Annotated in this window: 19 protein-coding genes; 5 read left to right on the top strand and 14 right to left on the bottom strand. The window is 68.5% G+C overall.

Going from position 1 to position 16,678, the window contains the following annotated elements:
- Positions 1-45: 45 nt before the first annotated feature.
- The 6 genes from EDD31_RS08570 to EDD31_RS08595 all read right to left on the bottom strand — a co-directional run bounded on the left by EDD31_RS08570 (position 46) and on the right by EDD31_RS08595 (position 4,014).
- Complete coding sequence (locus EDD31_RS08570; protein WP_123303781.1) at positions 46-843, bottom strand: class E sortase; 798 nt, start codon at positions 841-843, stop codon at positions 46-48.
- A gap of 303 nt (positions 844-1,146) precedes the next feature.
- The gene (locus EDD31_RS08575; protein ID WP_123303782.1) at positions 1,147-1,917 is read right to left on the bottom strand and encodes a hypothetical protein; all 771 of its coding nucleotides are present in this window, start codon (positions 1,915-1,917) and stop codon (positions 1,147-1,149) included.
- The gene (locus EDD31_RS08580; RefSeq protein ID WP_123303783.1) at positions 1,899-2,471 is read right to left on the bottom strand and encodes a signal peptidase I; all 573 of its coding nucleotides are present in this window, start codon (positions 2,469-2,471) and stop codon (positions 1,899-1,901) included. Before EDD31_RS08580 ends, EDD31_RS08575 begins: the two co-directional genes overlap by 19 nt.
- A complete protein-coding gene (locus tag EDD31_RS08585) occupies positions 2,464-2,970 on the bottom strand; it encodes a fibronectin type III domain-containing protein (RefSeq protein ID WP_148058911.1) in 507 nt (168 codons plus the stop codon). The genes EDD31_RS08580 and EDD31_RS08585 overlap by 8 nt, the downstream gene beginning before the upstream one ends.
- Positions 2,971-2,974: 4 nt before the next feature.
- The gene (locus EDD31_RS08590; protein ID WP_123303785.1) at positions 2,975-3,451 is read right to left on the bottom strand and encodes a hypothetical protein; all 477 of its coding nucleotides are present in this window, start codon (positions 3,449-3,451) and stop codon (positions 2,975-2,977) included.
- A 20-nt stretch (positions 3,452-3,471) separates the two neighbouring features.
- Positions 3,472-4,014 carry an alternate-type signal peptide domain-containing protein gene (locus EDD31_RS08595; RefSeq protein ID WP_170163251.1) on the bottom strand — a complete coding sequence of 181 codons (543 nt, stop codon included), beginning with the start codon at positions 4,012-4,014 and terminating at the stop codon, positions 3,472-3,474.
- A gap of 305 nt (positions 4,015-4,319) precedes the next feature.
- On the opposite strand from EDD31_RS08595, the gene EDD31_RS08600 reads away from it, so the two are divergent.
- On the top strand, positions 4,320-5,642 hold the full coding sequence (locus tag EDD31_RS08600; RefSeq protein WP_123303787.1) for a UDP-glucose dehydrogenase family protein: 1,323 nt from the start codon (positions 4,320-4,322) through the stop codon (positions 5,640-5,642).
- On the opposite strand, the gene EDD31_RS08605 is transcribed toward EDD31_RS08600, so the two are convergent.
- From EDD31_RS08605 to EDD31_RS08635, 6 genes are all read right to left on the bottom strand, one after another.
- Positions 5,618-6,328 carry a hypothetical protein gene (locus tag EDD31_RS08605; protein WP_123303788.1) on the bottom strand — a complete coding sequence of 237 codons (711 nt, stop codon included), beginning with the start codon at positions 6,326-6,328 and terminating at the stop codon, positions 5,618-5,620. The genes EDD31_RS08600 and EDD31_RS08605 overlap by 25 nt on opposite strands.
- Entirely contained in the window at positions 6,328-6,882 is a 555-nt protein-coding gene (locus EDD31_RS08610) for a signal peptidase I (RefSeq protein WP_170163252.1), read from the bottom strand. Before EDD31_RS08610 ends, EDD31_RS08605 begins: the two co-directional genes overlap by 1 nt.
- A gap of 516 nt (positions 6,883-7,398) precedes the next feature.
- Positions 7,399-7,896 (bottom strand): hypothetical protein, encoded by a 498-nt coding sequence (locus EDD31_RS08620; RefSeq protein ID WP_123303791.1) that lies wholly within the window; start codon positions 7,894-7,896, stop codon positions 7,399-7,401.
- Between the two features lie 23 nt (positions 7,897-7,919).
- On the bottom strand, positions 7,920-8,441 hold the full coding sequence (locus tag EDD31_RS08625) for an alternate-type signal peptide domain-containing protein (protein WP_170163253.1): 522 nt from the start codon (positions 8,439-8,441) through the stop codon (positions 7,920-7,922).
- A gap of 479 nt (positions 8,442-8,920) precedes the next feature.
- Positions 8,921-10,099, bottom strand: coding sequence for an AI-2E family transporter (locus tag EDD31_RS08630; RefSeq protein ID WP_123303793.1), 1,179 nt, complete (start codon positions 10,097-10,099; stop codon positions 8,921-8,923).
- 66 nt (positions 10,100-10,165) lie between these two features.
- Positions 10,166-11,068 carry an oxidoreductase gene (locus tag EDD31_RS08635; protein WP_123303794.1) on the bottom strand — a complete coding sequence of 301 codons (903 nt, stop codon included), beginning with the start codon at positions 11,066-11,068 and terminating at the stop codon, positions 10,166-10,168.
- Between the two features lie 61 nt (positions 11,069-11,129).
- Between EDD31_RS08635 and EDD31_RS08640 the strand changes: the two genes are divergently transcribed.
- Positions 11,130-11,729, top strand: coding sequence for a TetR/AcrR family transcriptional regulator (locus tag EDD31_RS08640; protein ID WP_123303795.1), 600 nt, complete (start codon positions 11,130-11,132; stop codon positions 11,727-11,729).
- A 45-nt stretch (positions 11,730-11,774) separates the two neighbouring features.
- Here EDD31_RS08640 and EDD31_RS08645 read toward each other — a convergent pair whose 3' ends face one another.
- The gene (locus EDD31_RS08645; protein ID WP_123303796.1) at positions 11,775-12,968 is read right to left on the bottom strand and encodes a M20/M25/M40 family metallo-hydrolase; all 1,194 of its coding nucleotides are present in this window, start codon (positions 12,966-12,968) and stop codon (positions 11,775-11,777) included.
- 36 nt (positions 12,969-13,004) lie between these two features.
- Here EDD31_RS08645 and EDD31_RS08650 point away from each other — a divergent pair, with 36 nt between their 5' ends.
- Genes EDD31_RS08650 through menC form a run of 3 tightly spaced genes read left to right on the top strand, consistent with a single transcriptional unit; the run spans position 13,005 to position 15,678 of the window.
- A complete protein-coding gene (locus tag EDD31_RS08650) occupies positions 13,005-13,844 on the top strand; it encodes a GNAT family N-acetyltransferase (RefSeq protein ID WP_123303797.1) in 840 nt (279 codons plus the stop codon).
- Positions 13,841-14,545, top strand: coding sequence for a MurR/RpiR family transcriptional regulator (locus EDD31_RS08655; RefSeq protein ID WP_123303798.1), 705 nt, complete (start codon positions 13,841-13,843; stop codon positions 14,543-14,545). Before EDD31_RS08650 ends, EDD31_RS08655 begins: the two co-directional genes overlap by 4 nt.
- The gene (gene menC, locus EDD31_RS08660) at positions 14,545-15,678 is read left to right on the top strand and encodes an o-succinylbenzoate synthase (RefSeq protein ID WP_123303799.1); all 1,134 of its coding nucleotides are present in this window, start codon (positions 14,545-14,547) and stop codon (positions 15,676-15,678) included. The genes EDD31_RS08655 and menC overlap by 1 nt, the downstream gene beginning before the upstream one ends.
- Positions 15,679-15,710: 32 nt before the next feature.
- Here the strand turns inward: menC and EDD31_RS08665 are convergent, their stop codons facing one another.
- Complete coding sequence (locus tag EDD31_RS08665) at positions 15,711-16,622, bottom strand: 2-hydroxyacid dehydrogenase (protein WP_170163254.1); 912 nt, start codon at positions 16,620-16,622, stop codon at positions 15,711-15,713.
- Positions 16,623-16,678: the final 56 nt, after the last annotated feature.

A 16,678-nucleotide genomic window follows, 5' to 3' on the forward strand; every position in this document is an offset into this window, starting at 1 on the left:
CGATGCTACAGACGGTTTGGCCGAAGGCCATGCCAACAAACTTCACTATTCGTCCGACACCAGTAAATGTTCCGGGAGATCCGCGGAAAACGGGTACCACTCGGCGAGTTCTCCGTGCACGATGTAGCGCTCGGCGGTGGACCAGAGCGGATGGCAGGTGGTGAGTGTGATATATCGGCCATTCGCTTCGGCGCCCACCTGGCCCGGAACCGGGGCGAGCACTTCCACCTGGTGTGGCTGCACGATGCGAGTCTCGGTCACCTCGTAGACGAACCAGGCCTGCGCGCTGCGCACGATGAGCCGGTCACCGAGCTCGAGGGCGTCGATGTGCCGGAACGCAGCTCCGTAGGACTGGCGGTGCGCGCCGATGGCGAAGTTCCCCATCTCACCCGGCATCTGGGTCTCGCTGTACCGCCCGGCGGCACCGGTGTTGATCACGCTCATGGCGGAGCCCTCGCGGATGGGTAGGGCGTGGTCCGCACCCCAGCGCGGCACGTGCAGGCGGGCGAAGGGTTCGCCGTCGTCTGCGCGGGAAACTGCTGGTGGATCACCCTCGCCGGGCTCAGCAGACACGGGCTGGTCACCGTCGGCATCGGCATCGTCTGCGCTGGAATCCGGCACCGTCCAACTCTCCTCGAGCCGCTCCAGCGCTGCACGCTGTTCCTGGCCGGCCTCGTAGTCCGTCCAGACGAGGTTCCACACCACGAAGAGCCCCAGGACCACACCGGCTGTGACCAGGAGCTCCCCGACCACGAACAGCGGAGTGAGGCCGCGTGAACGGCGCCGGCGCACTCGTTGGCGCACGCGGCGCCGGCTAGGCCTGGGAGCCTCGGTGGCTGTCACGGGGGATGGCTCCTCTTCCCATTCAGGTCAGCAAAACGTATAGCAGGAAGCCTAATGTGAGAATGAGGATTGCGAGAGTTGAGAACTCCACTCGGCGCCAATACTTTTGGCGCTGGTGATAGGTCCTTTTGGCCATGGTTGCTACTTCCCGAGTATCGGTCGGCAACTGGTCCGCCGGCCCCGCAGCGTACGAGAGAAAGCCTAGGGGTTCAGGGGGTACCCCTGGCAAGGGTTCCGGAATGGGAATCGGCCGATGGTCGTCCGCGGCCTGTGCCGCGGCTACCGGCTGCTCGGCTTCGTTGCTCAGCGTGGCGTCTGGTGAGCTTGTGAGGTGAGGCGGCACCGCAGGGACGCACCGGCGGCCAAGAGGGCGATGGCGCAGACGGCCAGGACTGTGACGGACACGCCGGTGGTACTGAGCGCGCCGTGGCGGGCCGGAGGGACCGGGCGCGGCGTTGTGTCTTGCGGTGGCGCGGCAACCCCCGCTGCAGGCAGGGTCTCCGGTCCAGGTGCGGGTTCCGGGTCTGTGCCGAGGGTTGGGGTCGGCGTGGGCTCGGCGCCGTCGGGTGGGACAGGCGTCGGCTCGGCGCCGTCGGGAACCGCCGAGAAGGAGATCGCGGAGAGGATCTGGACCTGCTCGTGGCGGGTGTCGGGCGGGGCCGCGGACGCCAGTGCGATGTCGAGTTGCACGGCGGTCGCTTCACCCGGATGGGCGATGGTGTCGTGGGCTGCGGCGCCGGGAACCACCTCGTGGCCGTTGAACCGGAACCGAAGCCATTGGTGGATCGGCGCGGCACGCGCCGCCCCGCCGACCTCATTGAGGTGAAGAGCCAGGCGTGCGGTGCCGTGGCCGTGGTGACGGACCCAGAACCTGCTGGTGACCTCTGAGCCGGGGATGAGGAGGTCGTCACCGAACAGGTCTGGTGGTGTCGCGGACCAGGAGCGTCCATCAGTGGAGTACTCCAGCGGTGCCTGTGCAGTAGCGGCGGCCGGTGATCCCGCTACTCCGGAGGCGAAGACCGCGAACAGCAGTCCGAGCGCACAGGCGAGGCCCTTCACTGTGCCTGCGCCCATCGATGTGCCGCCCGCGTGCCGGGCTTCGCTCGCTTCCGGCGCGATCGGGCCCGGATGCCAGAAGCGACCTGCCAGAGGCCGTAGGCGATCAGCGCGCACGCGGCCGCGACGAGCAGCCAGCTGCGCGATCCGGCGTTGAGCGTGGAGTTGACGTGCCCCATCCATGGCACCGAGTACGCCACGCTGCCCCGGATCTGCGCCGGCAGCACCGGGGACGAGTCCGGGGTGCTGTTTGCGTCGCCCTGGGTGGTGAAGGTGCGTTCGCCCGTGGTGGAGGTGTTGACCCCGATGACGCGGTGGGTCACCACGGCTGGCTCGTTGGGGGCGATCTGATAGGTGATGACGTCGCCCGCCTGGATCTCCGCTGCATCGACGGGTTGGACGATGGCGAGGGCGCCGGGCTCCATGGTGGGGCGCATGCTGCCGGTCAGCACGGTGTAGGGCGTGGCGCCCATGAGCTTGGGGATGACGATCGTGGCCAGGGCGATGACGATGGCGAGCGTGAGCGCGAGGGCGCTGAGTGCCGTACCGGCCACGCGGAGCGGCTTAGGCACAGCGAACGCCTCCGGTCAGGTTGTAGGACCTGCGGATCGAAACGGTTTCGCTACTGACCACCGAGGTCCAGCCCGAGGCTCGGTGGATTGCTTGCACTGAGACGTTCACGGGTGTGCCGCCGAACAGCAGGCTCCAGACTCCGCCGACGAGACCTTCGAGGAGGCCCATCCGGAAGGTGTGATCCGTGCGGTTCTGGACCGTGATCGTGTCAGAGTGCGAACCGCTGGTGACGACCACCCGGTAATCGATGGTCCCAGCCGGCCGTGAGGCGGGTGCCGTCCAGTTGACGCGGGCGGCAAAGCCAGAAAGGTCGGTCACATTGGTGCACCGCAGATTGGTCGGCGCGTCCAGGGTCGCCGCGGAGGCCTGGGTGCTGAGCTGTGCGCTGTGCTGCCACAGTCCGTAGGCAGCGGTCGGGGCGGCGATGAGCAGGACCACGAGCAGCGCGATCAGGGTCCGGCGAGGCACACGCCGGCTGGAGGGCTGTGGGTCGCTCATGGGTTCACCTTCTTTGCTCGGCTGTGACGGTCACGGTGACGTCGGCGGGGGTGCCCTGCACCCTGCTCGGCGCCGTGTTGCTGAGGCTGAACCGCACGCAGATCTCTGTGGCGGTTCCGCCGGTCAGGAGAGCAGGGTTCGTCTGCCCCATGGCGTGGGGGGTTCCCGAACACTGGGTGTTCGGGAACCACACCGCTGTGAGGTAGGGCGCCAGGGGTCCAGAGCTCGCGTAGTCGACGCGGTACTGCCACTGCGCGGCGCTGTCCAGGGACACCTGGGCAGTAGCGGTGCGGGCATCTCCCGGGAAGAGGTTGGTCAGCGTCGGTTCCTCGTTCCACTGTGCGTGGACCCGGAAGTCGCTGGTCTGGAGTGCGACGTCCGCTGCCGGCTGGCTGACGCGCCACCATGCGTGAGCCAGGGTGCCGCCGGCGGCCACGAGGAGGACGGCGACGGCGATACTCAGCACAGATCGGCGCAGCATTCAGGACCGTCCTGGTGGGGTCAGTTGCGGGGCTGCTGGGCGAGGATGAACTCCAAGGCCCCGAAATCGACCGAGACGTCGGTGGCGTCCTGGCCGCCGGTGTTCGGGTCGAAGGCCACCGTCACGTGAGCGGTGACCTCATACGGGGCGGCACCGGGCTGGGCTGACGGGACGTCGACGACGTTACCCGTGGAGTTCCAGGCCGTGTCGAGGTCGAGGTCCACGGTGAAGTGCTCGGCGAACTCGGGCACGAGGGCGCTCGCCTCGGTCACGGTCAGCTGCGCATTGAGGTTGTCACCCACGGCGGTGACGAGGAGGTCCTGCGACAGGGTGACCGAGTCGCCGGGCACCAGGCGCAGCGCATCGATGTCGGTGACCGGGGTGCTCCCGTTGAGGGTCCACGTGGCACTCTCGGCGTCGAGCACGAGGTCGAGGTCACCGGTCTGCACGGTGCCGTCGAGTTCCTCGGTGACCGTCCACAGGGCGTAGGTCCCTGCGCCGCCGAGCAGCAGCACGACGCCGGCTCCGATCGCGAATGCACCCTTGGTCATCTTCTTGGACATGTTGCTCCTAGCTTCGTGAGCGCGCTCGAGTGCGCCAAGGCGCGGTGCGCGGGTGTGATGGTTGACCTCTGACGTCACGCGCCTGGAGAGGGGCCGGATCGGCTGGCACGCTACGAAGGTTGGGGCTTTGCCCCTACTCAAGTATTGACCCTCAGTGCCTGGATTTGGACCATAGTTGCGCATGAGTCGCATCACAGGTATGGCGTGGCGGCGGTGTGCTGCCCGGGGGTGGTCCGGCGTGGCCAGCGAGAGACAAAGGGGGATACGCTCAACCTGCTCTCCCCCGCCAACCACAGGAGCAGCACGTGCGCATTTCTGTCATTGGATGTGGATATCTCGGCGCCGTCCATGCCGCCGCCATGGCCTCGCTGGGGCACGACGTCGTCGGCGTCGAGACTGATGCCGCCAAGGCCGAGGCGCTGTCCGCCGGCCGGGCGCCCTTTTACGAGCCCGGGCTTCCCGAGCTCCTCACCGAGGCCGGTGCCAACGGCAAGCTGCGCTTCACCACGAACATCGCCGACGCCGCCGAGGCCGAAGTGCACTTCCTGTGCGTGGGCACCCCGCAGTCCAAGGGCAGCTACGCGGCGGATCTCACCTATGTCAATGGTGCCGTGACCGCGCTGCTGCCCTACCTCAAGCCCGGGGCGTTGCTGGCCGGCAAGTCCACGGTGCCGGTGGGTACTGCTGCGCGCCTGGCCGATCTGGTGGCCGAAGCCCAGCCCAGCGCTCACCTGGTGTGGAATCCGGAGTTCCTGCGTGAGGGCTTCGCGGTCCAGGACACCCTGCACCCCGATCGCATCGTGTACGGGGTGCCGAGCGCCGGTGAGCCGGGTGATGCCCAGCGCGCTGAGGCCTTGCTCGACGAGGTCTACGCGACACCGCTGAGCGAGGGCATCCCCAAGCTGGTGACCGACCGCGCGACCGCCGAACTGGTCAAGGTAGCCGCCAACTCCTTCCTGGCCACCAAGATCTCCTTCATCAACGCGATGGCCGAGCTGTGTGAGACCACGGGAGCGGATGTGACGGCTCTGGCCGATGCCATCGGCTTGGACGACCGCATCGGCCGCAAGTTCCTCAACGCCGGCGTCGGTTTCGGTGGTGGCTGCCTGCCCAAGGACATCCGCGCCTTCATGGCGCGTGCCGGCGAGCTCGGCGCCGATCAGGCACTGCACTTCCTGCGTGAGGTCGACGCGATCAACCTGCGCCGTCGTACCCGCATGGTCGATCTGGCGCGCGAGGAACTTGGCGGCTCGGTGGCCGGCAAGCGCATCGCGGTTCTGGGCGCAGCCTTCAAGCCCGAGTCGGACGACGTGCGCGACTCTCCCGCGCTGAACGTGGCTGCCCAGCTGCAACTCCAGGGCGCCGAGGTAGTGGTCACCGACCCCCAGGCCAATGAGAACGCCTCGCGCGTGTGGCCCACGCTCGCCTTCGCGGATTCGGCCGAGGAGGCGGCGCGCGGGGCCGAGCTGGTGTTGATGCTGACCGAATGGAAGCAGTTCCGGGGCCTTGATCCCCATGACTTCGGTCAGGTCGTGGCCGGCAAACGCATGCTCGACGGCCGGAACGTGCTCGATCCGCAGCGGTGGCGTGGCGCCGGATGGAGCTATCGGGCGCTCGGCCGTCCGTAGCGGCGGAGCAGGCCGCCCAAGGCCAGGAGGGCCAGGGCAGCCAATACTGCTGTGGCGACCCGCGCGCCGGTCTCACTCAGGCCGCCCCCGGGGTCGCCAGGGATAACAGGGCTGCCCGGCGGCGGTCCTGCGCCATCCGGCGGAGCGCCGGGTGCGCTGGGGTCAACTGGATCAACTGGATCAACTGGATCAACTGGATCAACTGGATCGACCGGGTCGACTGGCTGCGTGGCCTCAGCGGCGATGGTGATCGCCGAGATGATCTCGGCTTGGCGTTGGCGCGAAGCAGGCGGCGCGTCCGGGGCCATGGCCACCTCGATGTGGATCGCAACGGGTGCGCCGGGCGGGGCCAGCGGTCCACGTCGGATCTCGCCCGGCTCAACAACCTCACCGCGGAGATAGATGGTGATCCACTCGTGCAGCTCGGGATCGTTCGCCGGGCTGAAGCGATCCTCAAGATGCAGGTGGACGCGCGCAAGGTCGTCGCCGTGGTGGCGTACCCAGAACTCCTCCACCACCGTGGAACCAGGCACGAGCATGGTGTTGTCGAAGAGTGTGTGCGGGGTCGCGGACCACAGCGCGCCGTCCTCGGAGAACTCCAGGCTCGGCGCGGGTGCTGCGGAGGCAGGGGAGGGCCATCCGGACAGCAGGACCGCGGCTAACGCCAGCATCACCAGGCGGCGCATCAGGCTGCCTGCTCACCTTCCCGGATGCGGGCGGGCGTGCGGCTATGGATACCCGAGCCGACCTGCCAGAGCCCGTAGAGGATCAGCGCGCAGGCCGCGCCGACCATGAGGGAGCTGCGTGAGCCGGCGTTCAGGCTGGAGTTCACATGTCCCATCCACGGCACGGCGTAGGCGACCGTGCCCCGGATCTGCTCAGGAACCACCGGGTGGGGGTCGGTGCGAGTGTTGGCATCGCCCTGGGTGGTGAAGGTGGTGCCGGTTGCGCTCACGTTGATGCCGATCACCCGGTGGGTGACCACGGCGGGGTCGTTCGGGCGCGGTTGATAGGTGACCACATCGCCGATGCGGATCTCCTGGGCTTCGGTGGGAGCCACGATCGCGAGGGCACCAGGCTCCATCGCGGGGCTCATGCTGCCGGTGAGCACGGTGTAGGGCATCGCGCCCATCAGCTTCGGGACCACGATGGTCGCGAGTGCGACGACGAGCGCGATGGTCAGCGCCAAGGCGCCGAGAACACGGCCGAGGAGGCGGAGGAGAGGGCGGGAGTCAGGCACAGCGCACTCCACCAAGGATCACGGGGAGGACTGAGGTCTCCTGGCCACGCACCTGAAGTGTTGGGCTGCTCAGCTGCGAGGTCCAGCCTGATGGATGCACCGCGATGACGTTGACGCCAATCCTGCCTCCTCCCAGAAGGAGTTCGAGCAGTCCTCCGACCAGGCCGCTCAACAGGCCACGTGTGATGAGGTAGTTGTCGACAGTCCCCACGCTGACGGTCTGCGGTGCAGATCCGTTCGACGGGCTGAGGCGAAGCTGAAAGGTCGTTCCGACGGGGTACCCGGCGGTCTGCCATCGGATGCGGGCGGACCGCCAGAGCGGCTCTCCCGGCTCGGCCTCGGTGGTGCAGGTGGCATTACTGGGAGTGGCCACCGTGGACGTCGAGGTGTCCCTGGGCGGCAGTGATGCGCTGTGGCTCCATAGGCCGTAAGACGTCGTCGGAGCGCCAATGAGAACGGCAACCAGCACGATGATGAGGGCCAGTCGGCGGTGGGGCAAACGCCTCGCTTGTGTGCTCATGGTCGGATCTGCCTGGCTTCCACGATGACAGTGGTGTCTCCGCTGGTGTTCTGCGGAGCGGCCGCTGTCACCCAGAAGCGCACGCAGATGTCGATGGACTCTCCACCGGCGAGCGGCTGCGGGTTCGCGGCCCCCATGGGGCGAGCGGTGCCGGTGCAGTCGGCGTTCGGATGCCACACCCCGTGCAGATGGGAACCGAGGCCGCCGCTGGGGTCGTGCTGGACGGTGATCTGGGACTGCGCGGCACTATGGAGAGTGACCTGCGCAGTGCCTTCCCGGCGGTTGTCCACCAAGTTCGCGTTGTTTGGGTCGTAAGGAAACATGGCGGTGAGTGTGGGAGCGGTGATCCACTGAGCGGAGACCTGGAAGTCACTGGATCGAATCTGCACGTCCGACACTGGTTGCTGACTCTGCCAGAGAGCATGGGCGACCGCGCCGCCTGCGGCCACCAGAATGATGGCGACGGCGATGGTGAGTGTGCCCTTGCGGAACATCGCGTGGATAGGCCTGTCAGTGATTAGCTCACGGGAGTCTGCTCGAGCGTAAAGGCGATCTCGCCGAAGTCCACGTCCGTGGTGGTCCCCTCGCGGTTGGGAGTGGTCTCGTCGAACTCCAGCGTCACCACGGCTTCGATCTCGTAGGGGACTCCGGGGTCGGTGGACGGCACAATGAAGCCTGCGGCATCCGAGTCCCAACCGGTGTCCACGGCGAGGTCGATGTCGAAGTACTGCTCCAGTCCGCCAGGGACGATCGCAGCGTCCTCGTTGATGCTGAGCCGGGCGTTCAGATTCTCGCCGACGGCGGTGACGGTCAGCGCCTGGGTGTAAGTGACGGTGTCACCCGGGACGATGTGGTCCGTCGCGGGGTCGAAGGCCTCGCCGTTCATCTCCCAGGTGCCGGCGCCGTCTAGCTCGAGGTTGAGGTCACCGGTTGCGACCGCACCGTCGAGCGTCTCGGTGACGGACCAGAGCGCGTAGGTGCCGGCGCCGCCGAGCAGCAGCACGACTCCAGCGCCGATCGCGACGGCACCTTTAGTCATCTTGTTTGGCATATCTCCCCCAGAGAGTCTGTGTGGTTGCCACCGATTGTGCGCGCGAAAGCACAGAAATGGACGGCCCGGTGAGGATGAACGACCTAAGAGGGGACTTCTTCGTCCACTACGCACTTCCAGAAGGAATTTACGTTCGCGGTGATTATTGCCGTTAGTCGAGGGCCTTGGCAACCATCAAATCGATAAGTGATCCAGATCATAGTAGGCATAAACGGTCGTCTACTGTTGTAAATCACGGTCGCACCTGGGGGAAGGTGGTAATGCCAAGACAATATGGCAAACAGTCCTCACGGCAAATGCGGCCCCCCGCCAATTATTCAATTGGCATGAAGAATGTCCACGCTGCACGGGTTGTTCAGCGCTCAGCCGCGGGTTTGCCCGAAGTTGGTGCGCGGGCCGGTGCGGACCTCCATGGTGTGGCGCCGTATCGGCCTCGTTCGCATGGCAGGGCCTAGACGTCGGCCGCCCTAGACGTCGATGGCTTTGGGCCGGGCCCATCGGGCGGGCACGCCGGGGCCTTCCCATTCCTGGATGGCGCCCCAGACCACCGCGGTGAACGGCACCGCGAGCACGGCCCCGGCAAGACCGCCGAGCAGGGTGCCCACGGTCAGTGCCACCAGGATGACGAAGGCGTGGAGCTTGAGGGTGCGGCCCATGAGCACGGGCTGGAGCAGATTCCCCTCGAGCTGGTTGACCAGAACGACCACGCCGATGACCAGCAGTGCAGTGATCGGCCCGTTGGCCACCAGCGCGACGAGTGCGGCGAGGATGCCCGCCGCCGTCGCCCCCACGATGGGAATGAACGCGAGGAGGAAGGTCAGCACCGCCAGCGGCAAGGCCAGCGGTACCTGGAGGATCACTAGGCCGATACCGACGCCGATGGCATCCACAGCGGCCACCGTGGCGGTGCCGCGCACGTAGCTGCCCAGGGTGCTGACAGTCTTGTTGCCGATGCGCTCTGCGCGTGCGTGCTGCGCTCCCTCGAAGGGTCGCATCAGGAAGGCCCACAACGATGGCCCGTCCTTAAGGAAGAAGAACAGGATCACGATCATCAGCACCAGGCCGGTGATGAAGTTCGCCACCGCTCCGGCGCCCGCCAGAGCGCCGCTGCCGAACTGGGCGCTGGTGAGGAAGTCGATACCGGTCTCGATCCACTCATCGATCTGCGCCTGGTCGACGGTGAAGGGCAAGGTGTTGATCCATGCGACGACGTCGCTGAAACCGGCCTGGGCCTGATCGGCCAGCTCATCCCACTGGGAGCGCACCTGAGAGACCACGAGCCAGACGGCCAGACTCAGCACGGCGGCGATCGCGAGCAGGGTGATGAGGGTGGCCACCAGGGAAGGGACCCCGCGCGAGCGCATGAATCGCATCGCGGGGTTGAAGGCCGAGGCCAGGATCAGAGCGATCAGCAAGGCCAGGGTGACCACTGCCAGCTGCTGGAAGACGAACACGACTCCCACGCCGATGGCGACCACCACGATGAGTTGCACGCCGCGGGTCGCGAGCCGCCCGAGCCCGTCAGACCAGAGGGTGGCCACCGGTGAGGGGGCTGGCGGTGGGGGAATGGGGACTGCCTGGGGTGCGGGGGCTGGCGTTCTGGCGGGGCGGTCGGTGGATCGACGGCGCCATCGCAAAGGGCTCATGCTCGCGAAGGTAGACCATGCGCGGGGGATTGGGGGTGGGAAGTCGGTTGTGTCGCGCGGGCGGCGTTAGGCGGGGGTGGCGTTGCTCCCCAGGGGGAAGGTGACGCCGGTGAGTTCCTCGGAGACCGTCCACAGCCGGCGGGCGAGGTCGCCGTCGCGGGCTGCCCGGGAGCGGCCGACCAGCTTGGGGGCGCCGCGGCTCTGCAGGAGACCGCCCGGCCCGGCGTAGCTGTTACCCGGGATGTCCGCCACGGCCGCGTACAGGGTGGGCAGGGCGCCGTCGTCGTCACTCTGGGCGAGCCCATGCAGGAACCACTGCTGGAAAGCCTCGAGCCGGGGCCGTTTGCCGGGGGACTTCAGCAAGTTGGTGGAGGCGAGGCCGGGATGCGCCGAGGTGGCGAGCACCGGGGAGCCGGCTGCGGTGAGTCTGCGCTGGAGTTCGGCGGAGAACAGCAGGTTGGCGAGCTTGGACTGCCCATATGCCTGCATGGCGCGGTAGGGCCGCTGATTCCAGTTCAGGTCCTCGAAGTTGATCGATCCCGCCCGGTGCCCGTTGGAGGAGACGGTGACCACTCGCCCGGTGATCCTCGGCAGGAGCAGATTGGTCAGCGCGAAGTGGCCGAGGTGGTTGGTGCCGAACTGCAGCTCGAAACCCTCAGCGGTGCGGCCCAGTGGTGGCACCATCACGCCGGCGTTGTTGATGAGGACCTCCACCGGCTCGGCGAGGTTCTCGGCGAAGGCGCGCACCGAGGAGAGATCGGTGAGATCGAGGTGCCGGACCTCGACGTCGCCCGTCATGGTGGCGGCGGCGTCCCGGCCCTTGCTGAGGTCGCGCACGGCCAGGATGACGCGAGCGCCCCGGGCCGCGAGTTCCCGGGCATTGGATCGGCCGAGGCCGCTGTTGGCGCCGGTGATGACGACGGTCTTGCCGGTCATGTCCGGGATGTCTGCGGTGGAGAAAGAGGTCATGGATCGAATGTAGGCAGTGTCTACAGTGTTGTCAACGGCAACATCGCTTAGGATCGGCGTCGTGACTGAAGCGAACGAGCGGACCTATCATCACGGGCGGCTGCGGCCCGCCCTGCTGGCAGCCGCCGAACGCACCCTGCGGGAGCAGGGGATCGAGCAGCTCTCCTTGCGTGAGCTGGCCAGGGATGTCGGGGTGAGCCACGGGGCTCCTCGCCGGCACTTCCGCGACAGGCAGGAACTCCTCGACGCCCTCGCCGTGACCGGGTTCGAGCGCCTGGACGCCGAGCTGCGCTCCGCCCTGGAGCAGGCGGGGGAGGCATTCGCGCCCCGGCTCGGCGCTCTCGTGCATGCATACATCCGCTTCGCGACGCAGGACGCGGCGCTCCTGGAGCTCATGTTCACCAGCAAGCACCGGCCCGGCGCCGAGCGCGTAGCCGAGGCCGCATCCACCGGCTTGACCCTCATGCACGAGGTGATCGTGCAGGGCCAGGCCGACGGCGCGCTGGCCGCTGGAGACCCCGAGAAGATCGGGATCGTCCTGTTCGCCACCATGCAGGGCATCGCCACATTGATCAACGGCGACATGATCCGGCCTGAGCTGCTCGACGGCCTGGTCGACGCGGCGATCGCACAGTTCCTGCGAGGCGCCGGTCCGGCGTGAGGGGAGGGAGATCGTCTCCCTGGCGAGATCAACCCGCAGGAGGAGTCACAACCGGCCCAGCAATCCCGCCAGCAGTGCGGCGCGCTCGTCCAGGGACTCCACCACGGCCTGCTCGTGCACCGCGTGCGCGCCGGCGCCCCGCGGCCCGAAGCCATCCAGCGTGGGTACCCCCAGGGAACCCAGCAGGTTGGTGTCACCAGCCCCGGCCGCCGGGTAGCCCCCCACCTCGGGCAGCCCGGCCTCCTGCGCGGCCTGCTCGACCAGTTCCATCAGTTCCGCGGAGCTCTCGCCCGCGGCCCACGCGGGCCGGTTCGAGAGCAGCTCCGCCTCCAGTACCGCGCCTGCGCGGACCGGCGTCAGGGACTGCAGGGCGCCCAGCACTTCTTGCTCCACCTCGCCGGTGCGGAAACGCAGGCCGATCTCGGCCCAGGCCTGAGCCGGCACCACATTGGCTTTCCCGCCACCGCCGATCGTGCCCACATTGCATAGCACGCCCCCGGGGCCAGAGCGCTCTGCCTCGGCCTGCTCGGCGGCAGCCACGATCGCACGGATCGCCACGATCTGATCGGCGAGCTCATCAATGGCGTTGATCCCGGACTCGGGGTCCAGCGCCGCGTGCGCCGCGCGTCCGGTCACCGCGAGCCGCACCCGGGTCGAGCCCAGCCGGCCGACCTTCAGTGCGCCGTCGGGGTGGGGGGATTCGAAACCGATCGCCGCCCGCACCCCGCGCGCCACGTCACGCAACAGCTCCTGGGAGGTGGGGGAGCCGATCTCCTCGTCACCCACGATGATGATCTGCACCGGCGGGTGATCGAGCTCGGCCTCGCGCGCCACACGCAGCCCTACATCCATCACCACGATTCCGGACTTCATGTCGAAGACTCCCGGCCCGTACGCCACGCCGTCCTCGATCCGGTAGGGCATGTCCTCCAGGGTGCCGCGCGCCCAGACGGTGTCCGAATGCCCCACGAGCAGCACCGGCATCGCGTCCGCTCGCGTGCCGCGCCCGGGAATCTCGAGCACCAGGTGGGTGCCCCATTCGCCGGTGTGCTCGCTTACCTGCGCGCCGTGTGCGGCGAATATCTCCACCACCTGGGCACTGACCGCATTCACGCCCTCGGCGTCACCGGTGGGGGATTCGGTAGTGACCATCTGCTCCAGAAGACGCATCGCGTCGCCGTGGTGGTTGCGAGCAAGTTCCAGGAGAGAGGCGCCGGATCGGGCGAGTTGGTCAGTCATGCCACAATGATACGAAACGTATCTCAGGGAGATTGCATGCACAGCGCCACCGCCGGGCCCTTCCTCTCCACCCCGGCCTCCGGTAGTCCCCGCACCGACACCACCGCCGTGCTCGACGGCGGTCTGGAGGTGCGTTCGCTCCAGCGGCACGAGGAGTTCGCCGCGCTCTGCCAGCTCTACCGCAAGGTCTTCGGCTACGACGGCCCGGACGACGGCCTGAACCCGCGCCTGCTCGCCAACCTCGCCGCCCATGGCGGCACCGTGGTGGGCGCGATCTCCACCGACGGCGCGCTGCAGGCCTTCGCCCTGGGCTGGACGGCCGTCGAGACCGATCCTGCCGATCCGCACGTGTACCACTTCTCGCAGGTGGCCGGTATCGCCCCGGAACTACAGGGTCGCGGCATCGGTCGGGTGTTGAAGAACGTGCAGGCTGCGATCGCCCTCACCCGGGGTTGTACCCGCATGCGCTGGACCTACAACCCCCTCATCACCCGCAATGCCCACTTCAATCTCGACGTGCTCGGCGCGCGCGGCCGCTGGTTCGACCGTGACGCCATCGGCCCGGGCCTGGACCGCGTCACCGTGGAGTGGGACCTCGAGCCCAGTGCGGGCGCCGGCGACGACGTGCTCACCCCGGCCGGCGTCGCGCCGCAGACGGTGCCAGCGCTGCAGGTCGGTGAGCTCGCCCAGGACGGGCAGGCCCTGTTGCTCGGGCTGCCTACCGAGCCGGCCGGCCCGCACACCGAGATCGGCACGGCGCTCCGTGGCCGATTCGCGGAGATCTTCGAGCGCGGCTACGAGGCGGTCTCCTGCCGCCGGGTGAGCGCCCCAGAAGCGAACGTAGCGGTCTACCGTTTCGAGCGGCCGGACGCATGAGCGCCGAAGGCACGAAGCCTGGCACCGCCGAGCCCGACACCACCACTGGCACCACCGCCGAGGCCCCCGACACCGAGCTGCGCTCACCGGCCGACCGCTACGGCGCCCGCATGGCCTCCGTGCGTGCGGGCGTGGCCGCCAACCAGCTGCAGTCCCGCGTCATCCGCCAGGAGCGCGAGACCCTCAACGAGGTCTGGGCCGCCGTTGCCGAGGACCATTCGGTGGCCCGTGCGGCCGCCGTCGTCGTCGGCGCCCGGCGGCGTTACGTCACCGGCGCTGGCCGCTCCGCGGTCTTCGCCCGGCTGCTGGAGTTCGACCTCTCCTACGGCCTCTCCCAGGTCTACCTCGTGGACGGCGAGGGCGGGCGGGCCATGGACGTCCTCGCCGACGTGCGCGCCACCGACGTCCTGATCGCCTTCTCGGTGCGCCGCTACCGGCGCGATACCGCACGCTTCGTCCAGGAGTACACCCGGCGCGGTGGGAGCGTGGTCGCCATCACCGACTCGCCCGACTCGCCGCTCCTGCCGCACGCCACCGAGGCCGTCGTCGTCCCCACCACCTCCGCCTCGGTCACCGACTCGGCCACCGCCATGGTCACCGTCATCCACCTGCTCACCGCCCTGACCACCGCCTCGGCCAAGGGGGCGCGCCGCCGTCTGGCCGAGCGCGACACCCTCGCCAGAAACCTGGAGTTGTACTGATGCGCGTCACCGAAATCGTGCTGCACGACGTCGAGCTGCCCCTGGTCCACTCTTTCGAGACCTCCTCGCACCGCAAATCCTCCCTGCGTCACCTGCTGGTGGAGATGACCGGTGAGGAGGACGGCAAGACCGTGACTGGATGGGGCGAGATCGCCTCGCCGTCGGGGCCCTTCTACGCCTCGGAGACCACCTCGATCGCCTGGGATGTGGCGCGGCAGTACCTGATCCCGACGGTGTTGGGCAGCGAGTGGGACCACCCCGACGAGGTCGATGGCTACTACGCCAAGATCCGCGGGCATTTCTTCGCCAAGGCCGGGATCAACATGGCGGCGTGGTCGCTGTGGACTGCCGCCCGGGGTGTGCCTTTGGCTCAGGCGCTGGGCGGCACGCGCGAGTCCGTGGTGGCCGGGGTCTCGCTCGGCATCGAGCCGACCCTCGACGAGCTGGTCGCGCAGGTGGACAAGCACGTGGCCGCCGGATACCCGCGGGTGAAGCTGAAGATCGCGCCCGGCTGGGATGTGGAGCCCGTGCGCGCGGTGCGCGCGACCTACCCGGACCTGGACGTGCACGTGGACGCCAACGGCGCCTACCCCGGTTCGGCCGACGCCGAGGAGGCCTTCGCGGTGTTCCGCGAGCTCGACCCCTTCGGCCTGACCATGATCGAACAGCCCTTCCACCCCCGGAACCTGCTCGACCACGCGCGACTCGCCGAGCAGATCGAGACCCCGGTGTGCCTGGACGAATCGGTGGAGACCCTCCACGAGCTCCGCACCGCTGTGGAGCTCAAGGCCGGATCGATCCTGAACATCAAGGTCTCACGCATGGGCGGGCTGACCGTGGCGCGCGAAGCACACCGGATCGCCTCCGAGGCCGGATGGCCGGTGTGGTGCGGCGGCATGCACGAGTTCGGCGTGGGGCGGCTCGCGAACGTGGCGATCTCCTCACTGCCGGGCTTCTCCCTGCCCTCGGACGTCTCGGCCTCGGAGAAGTACTACGCCCGCGACATCATCAGCCCGCCGGTGACCGCCGAGCAGGGCGTGGTGACGGTGCCTGGTGTGGCCGGCCTGGGCGCCGAGGTGCTGCCCGAGGTGGTGGCAGAGAACGAGACCCGCCAGGAGCGGTTCAAGGCGTAAGGGCTGGCCCGGGCGGTAGGGCTCGCGCCGTCCTACCGCTCGACGATGTTGCGGGGGTCTTCGCCCGCGGCCATGCGCCGGGTCTGCTCCACAATGAGATCCAGCGTCAGCTCCCAGACCTTCGACGTCGCCCCGCCCACATGCGGCAGGATCAGGCAGCCCGGCGCCGACCACAGCGGGTGCCCGTCCGGTAGCGGCTCCGGGTCGGTGACATCCAGCGCCGCGCGCAGGCGCTCGGTGCTCAGCTCGGCCAGCAGCGCCTGGGTGTCGACCACCGGGCCGCGGCCGATGTTCGCCAGCAGCGCGCCGTCGGGCATGGCGGCCAGGAAGTCCGCGTCCACCAGGCCGGCGGTCTTGTCCGTGTGCGGGAGGCTCACCACCACGACGTCGGCCTGCGGCAACAGCTCCGGGAGCTCGTCGGCGCCGTGGATGTGCGTGCCGTTCTCCTCCCGCGCGCGCGAGCCCACCGGCGTGATCGACTCCGGCGCGAAGGCCTCGATCCGCCGCGCGATGGCCTGGCCCACGCCGCCGTAGCCGAGCATCAGCACGCGGGCGCCCTGGAGGGAGCTCGCGGTGAAGCCCGCGTCCCAGCGGCCCTCCCGTTGCTGGTCCACCGCCTGCGGAATCTCGCGGAGCACCGCGAGAATCATCGCCAGCGTCAGCTCCGCGGTGCCCTCCTCGATGGTGCCCGCCGAGTTCGAGAGCGTGACGCCCTCGGGCACGTACTCCTCCACCCACTCGAAGCCCAGCGAGGGCACGTGGATGTGCCGCAGCCCCTCGATCTCACCGAGGCGCTCCGAGGCCTCCGGGTTGCTGGGGCGCACGCCGATCAGCAACTCACCGGCCGGCACCTCGTCAGCTGAGTCCTGGCGCCACACCACGGTCTCGACGTCCACGCCGGCCTCGGCAATGGCGCCGGCAATCTCCTCAGAAGGCACGATCACGCGCATGGTTCTCCCATCAAGGCCTGATCGGCCGGTTGTTGTGGCGGGCGCGCGGA

The sequence above is a fragment of the Bogoriella caseilytica genome, from assembly GCF_003752405.1.
Lineage (GTDB): Bacteria > Actinomycetota > Actinomycetes > Actinomycetales > Actinomycetaceae > Allobogoriella > Allobogoriella caseilytica.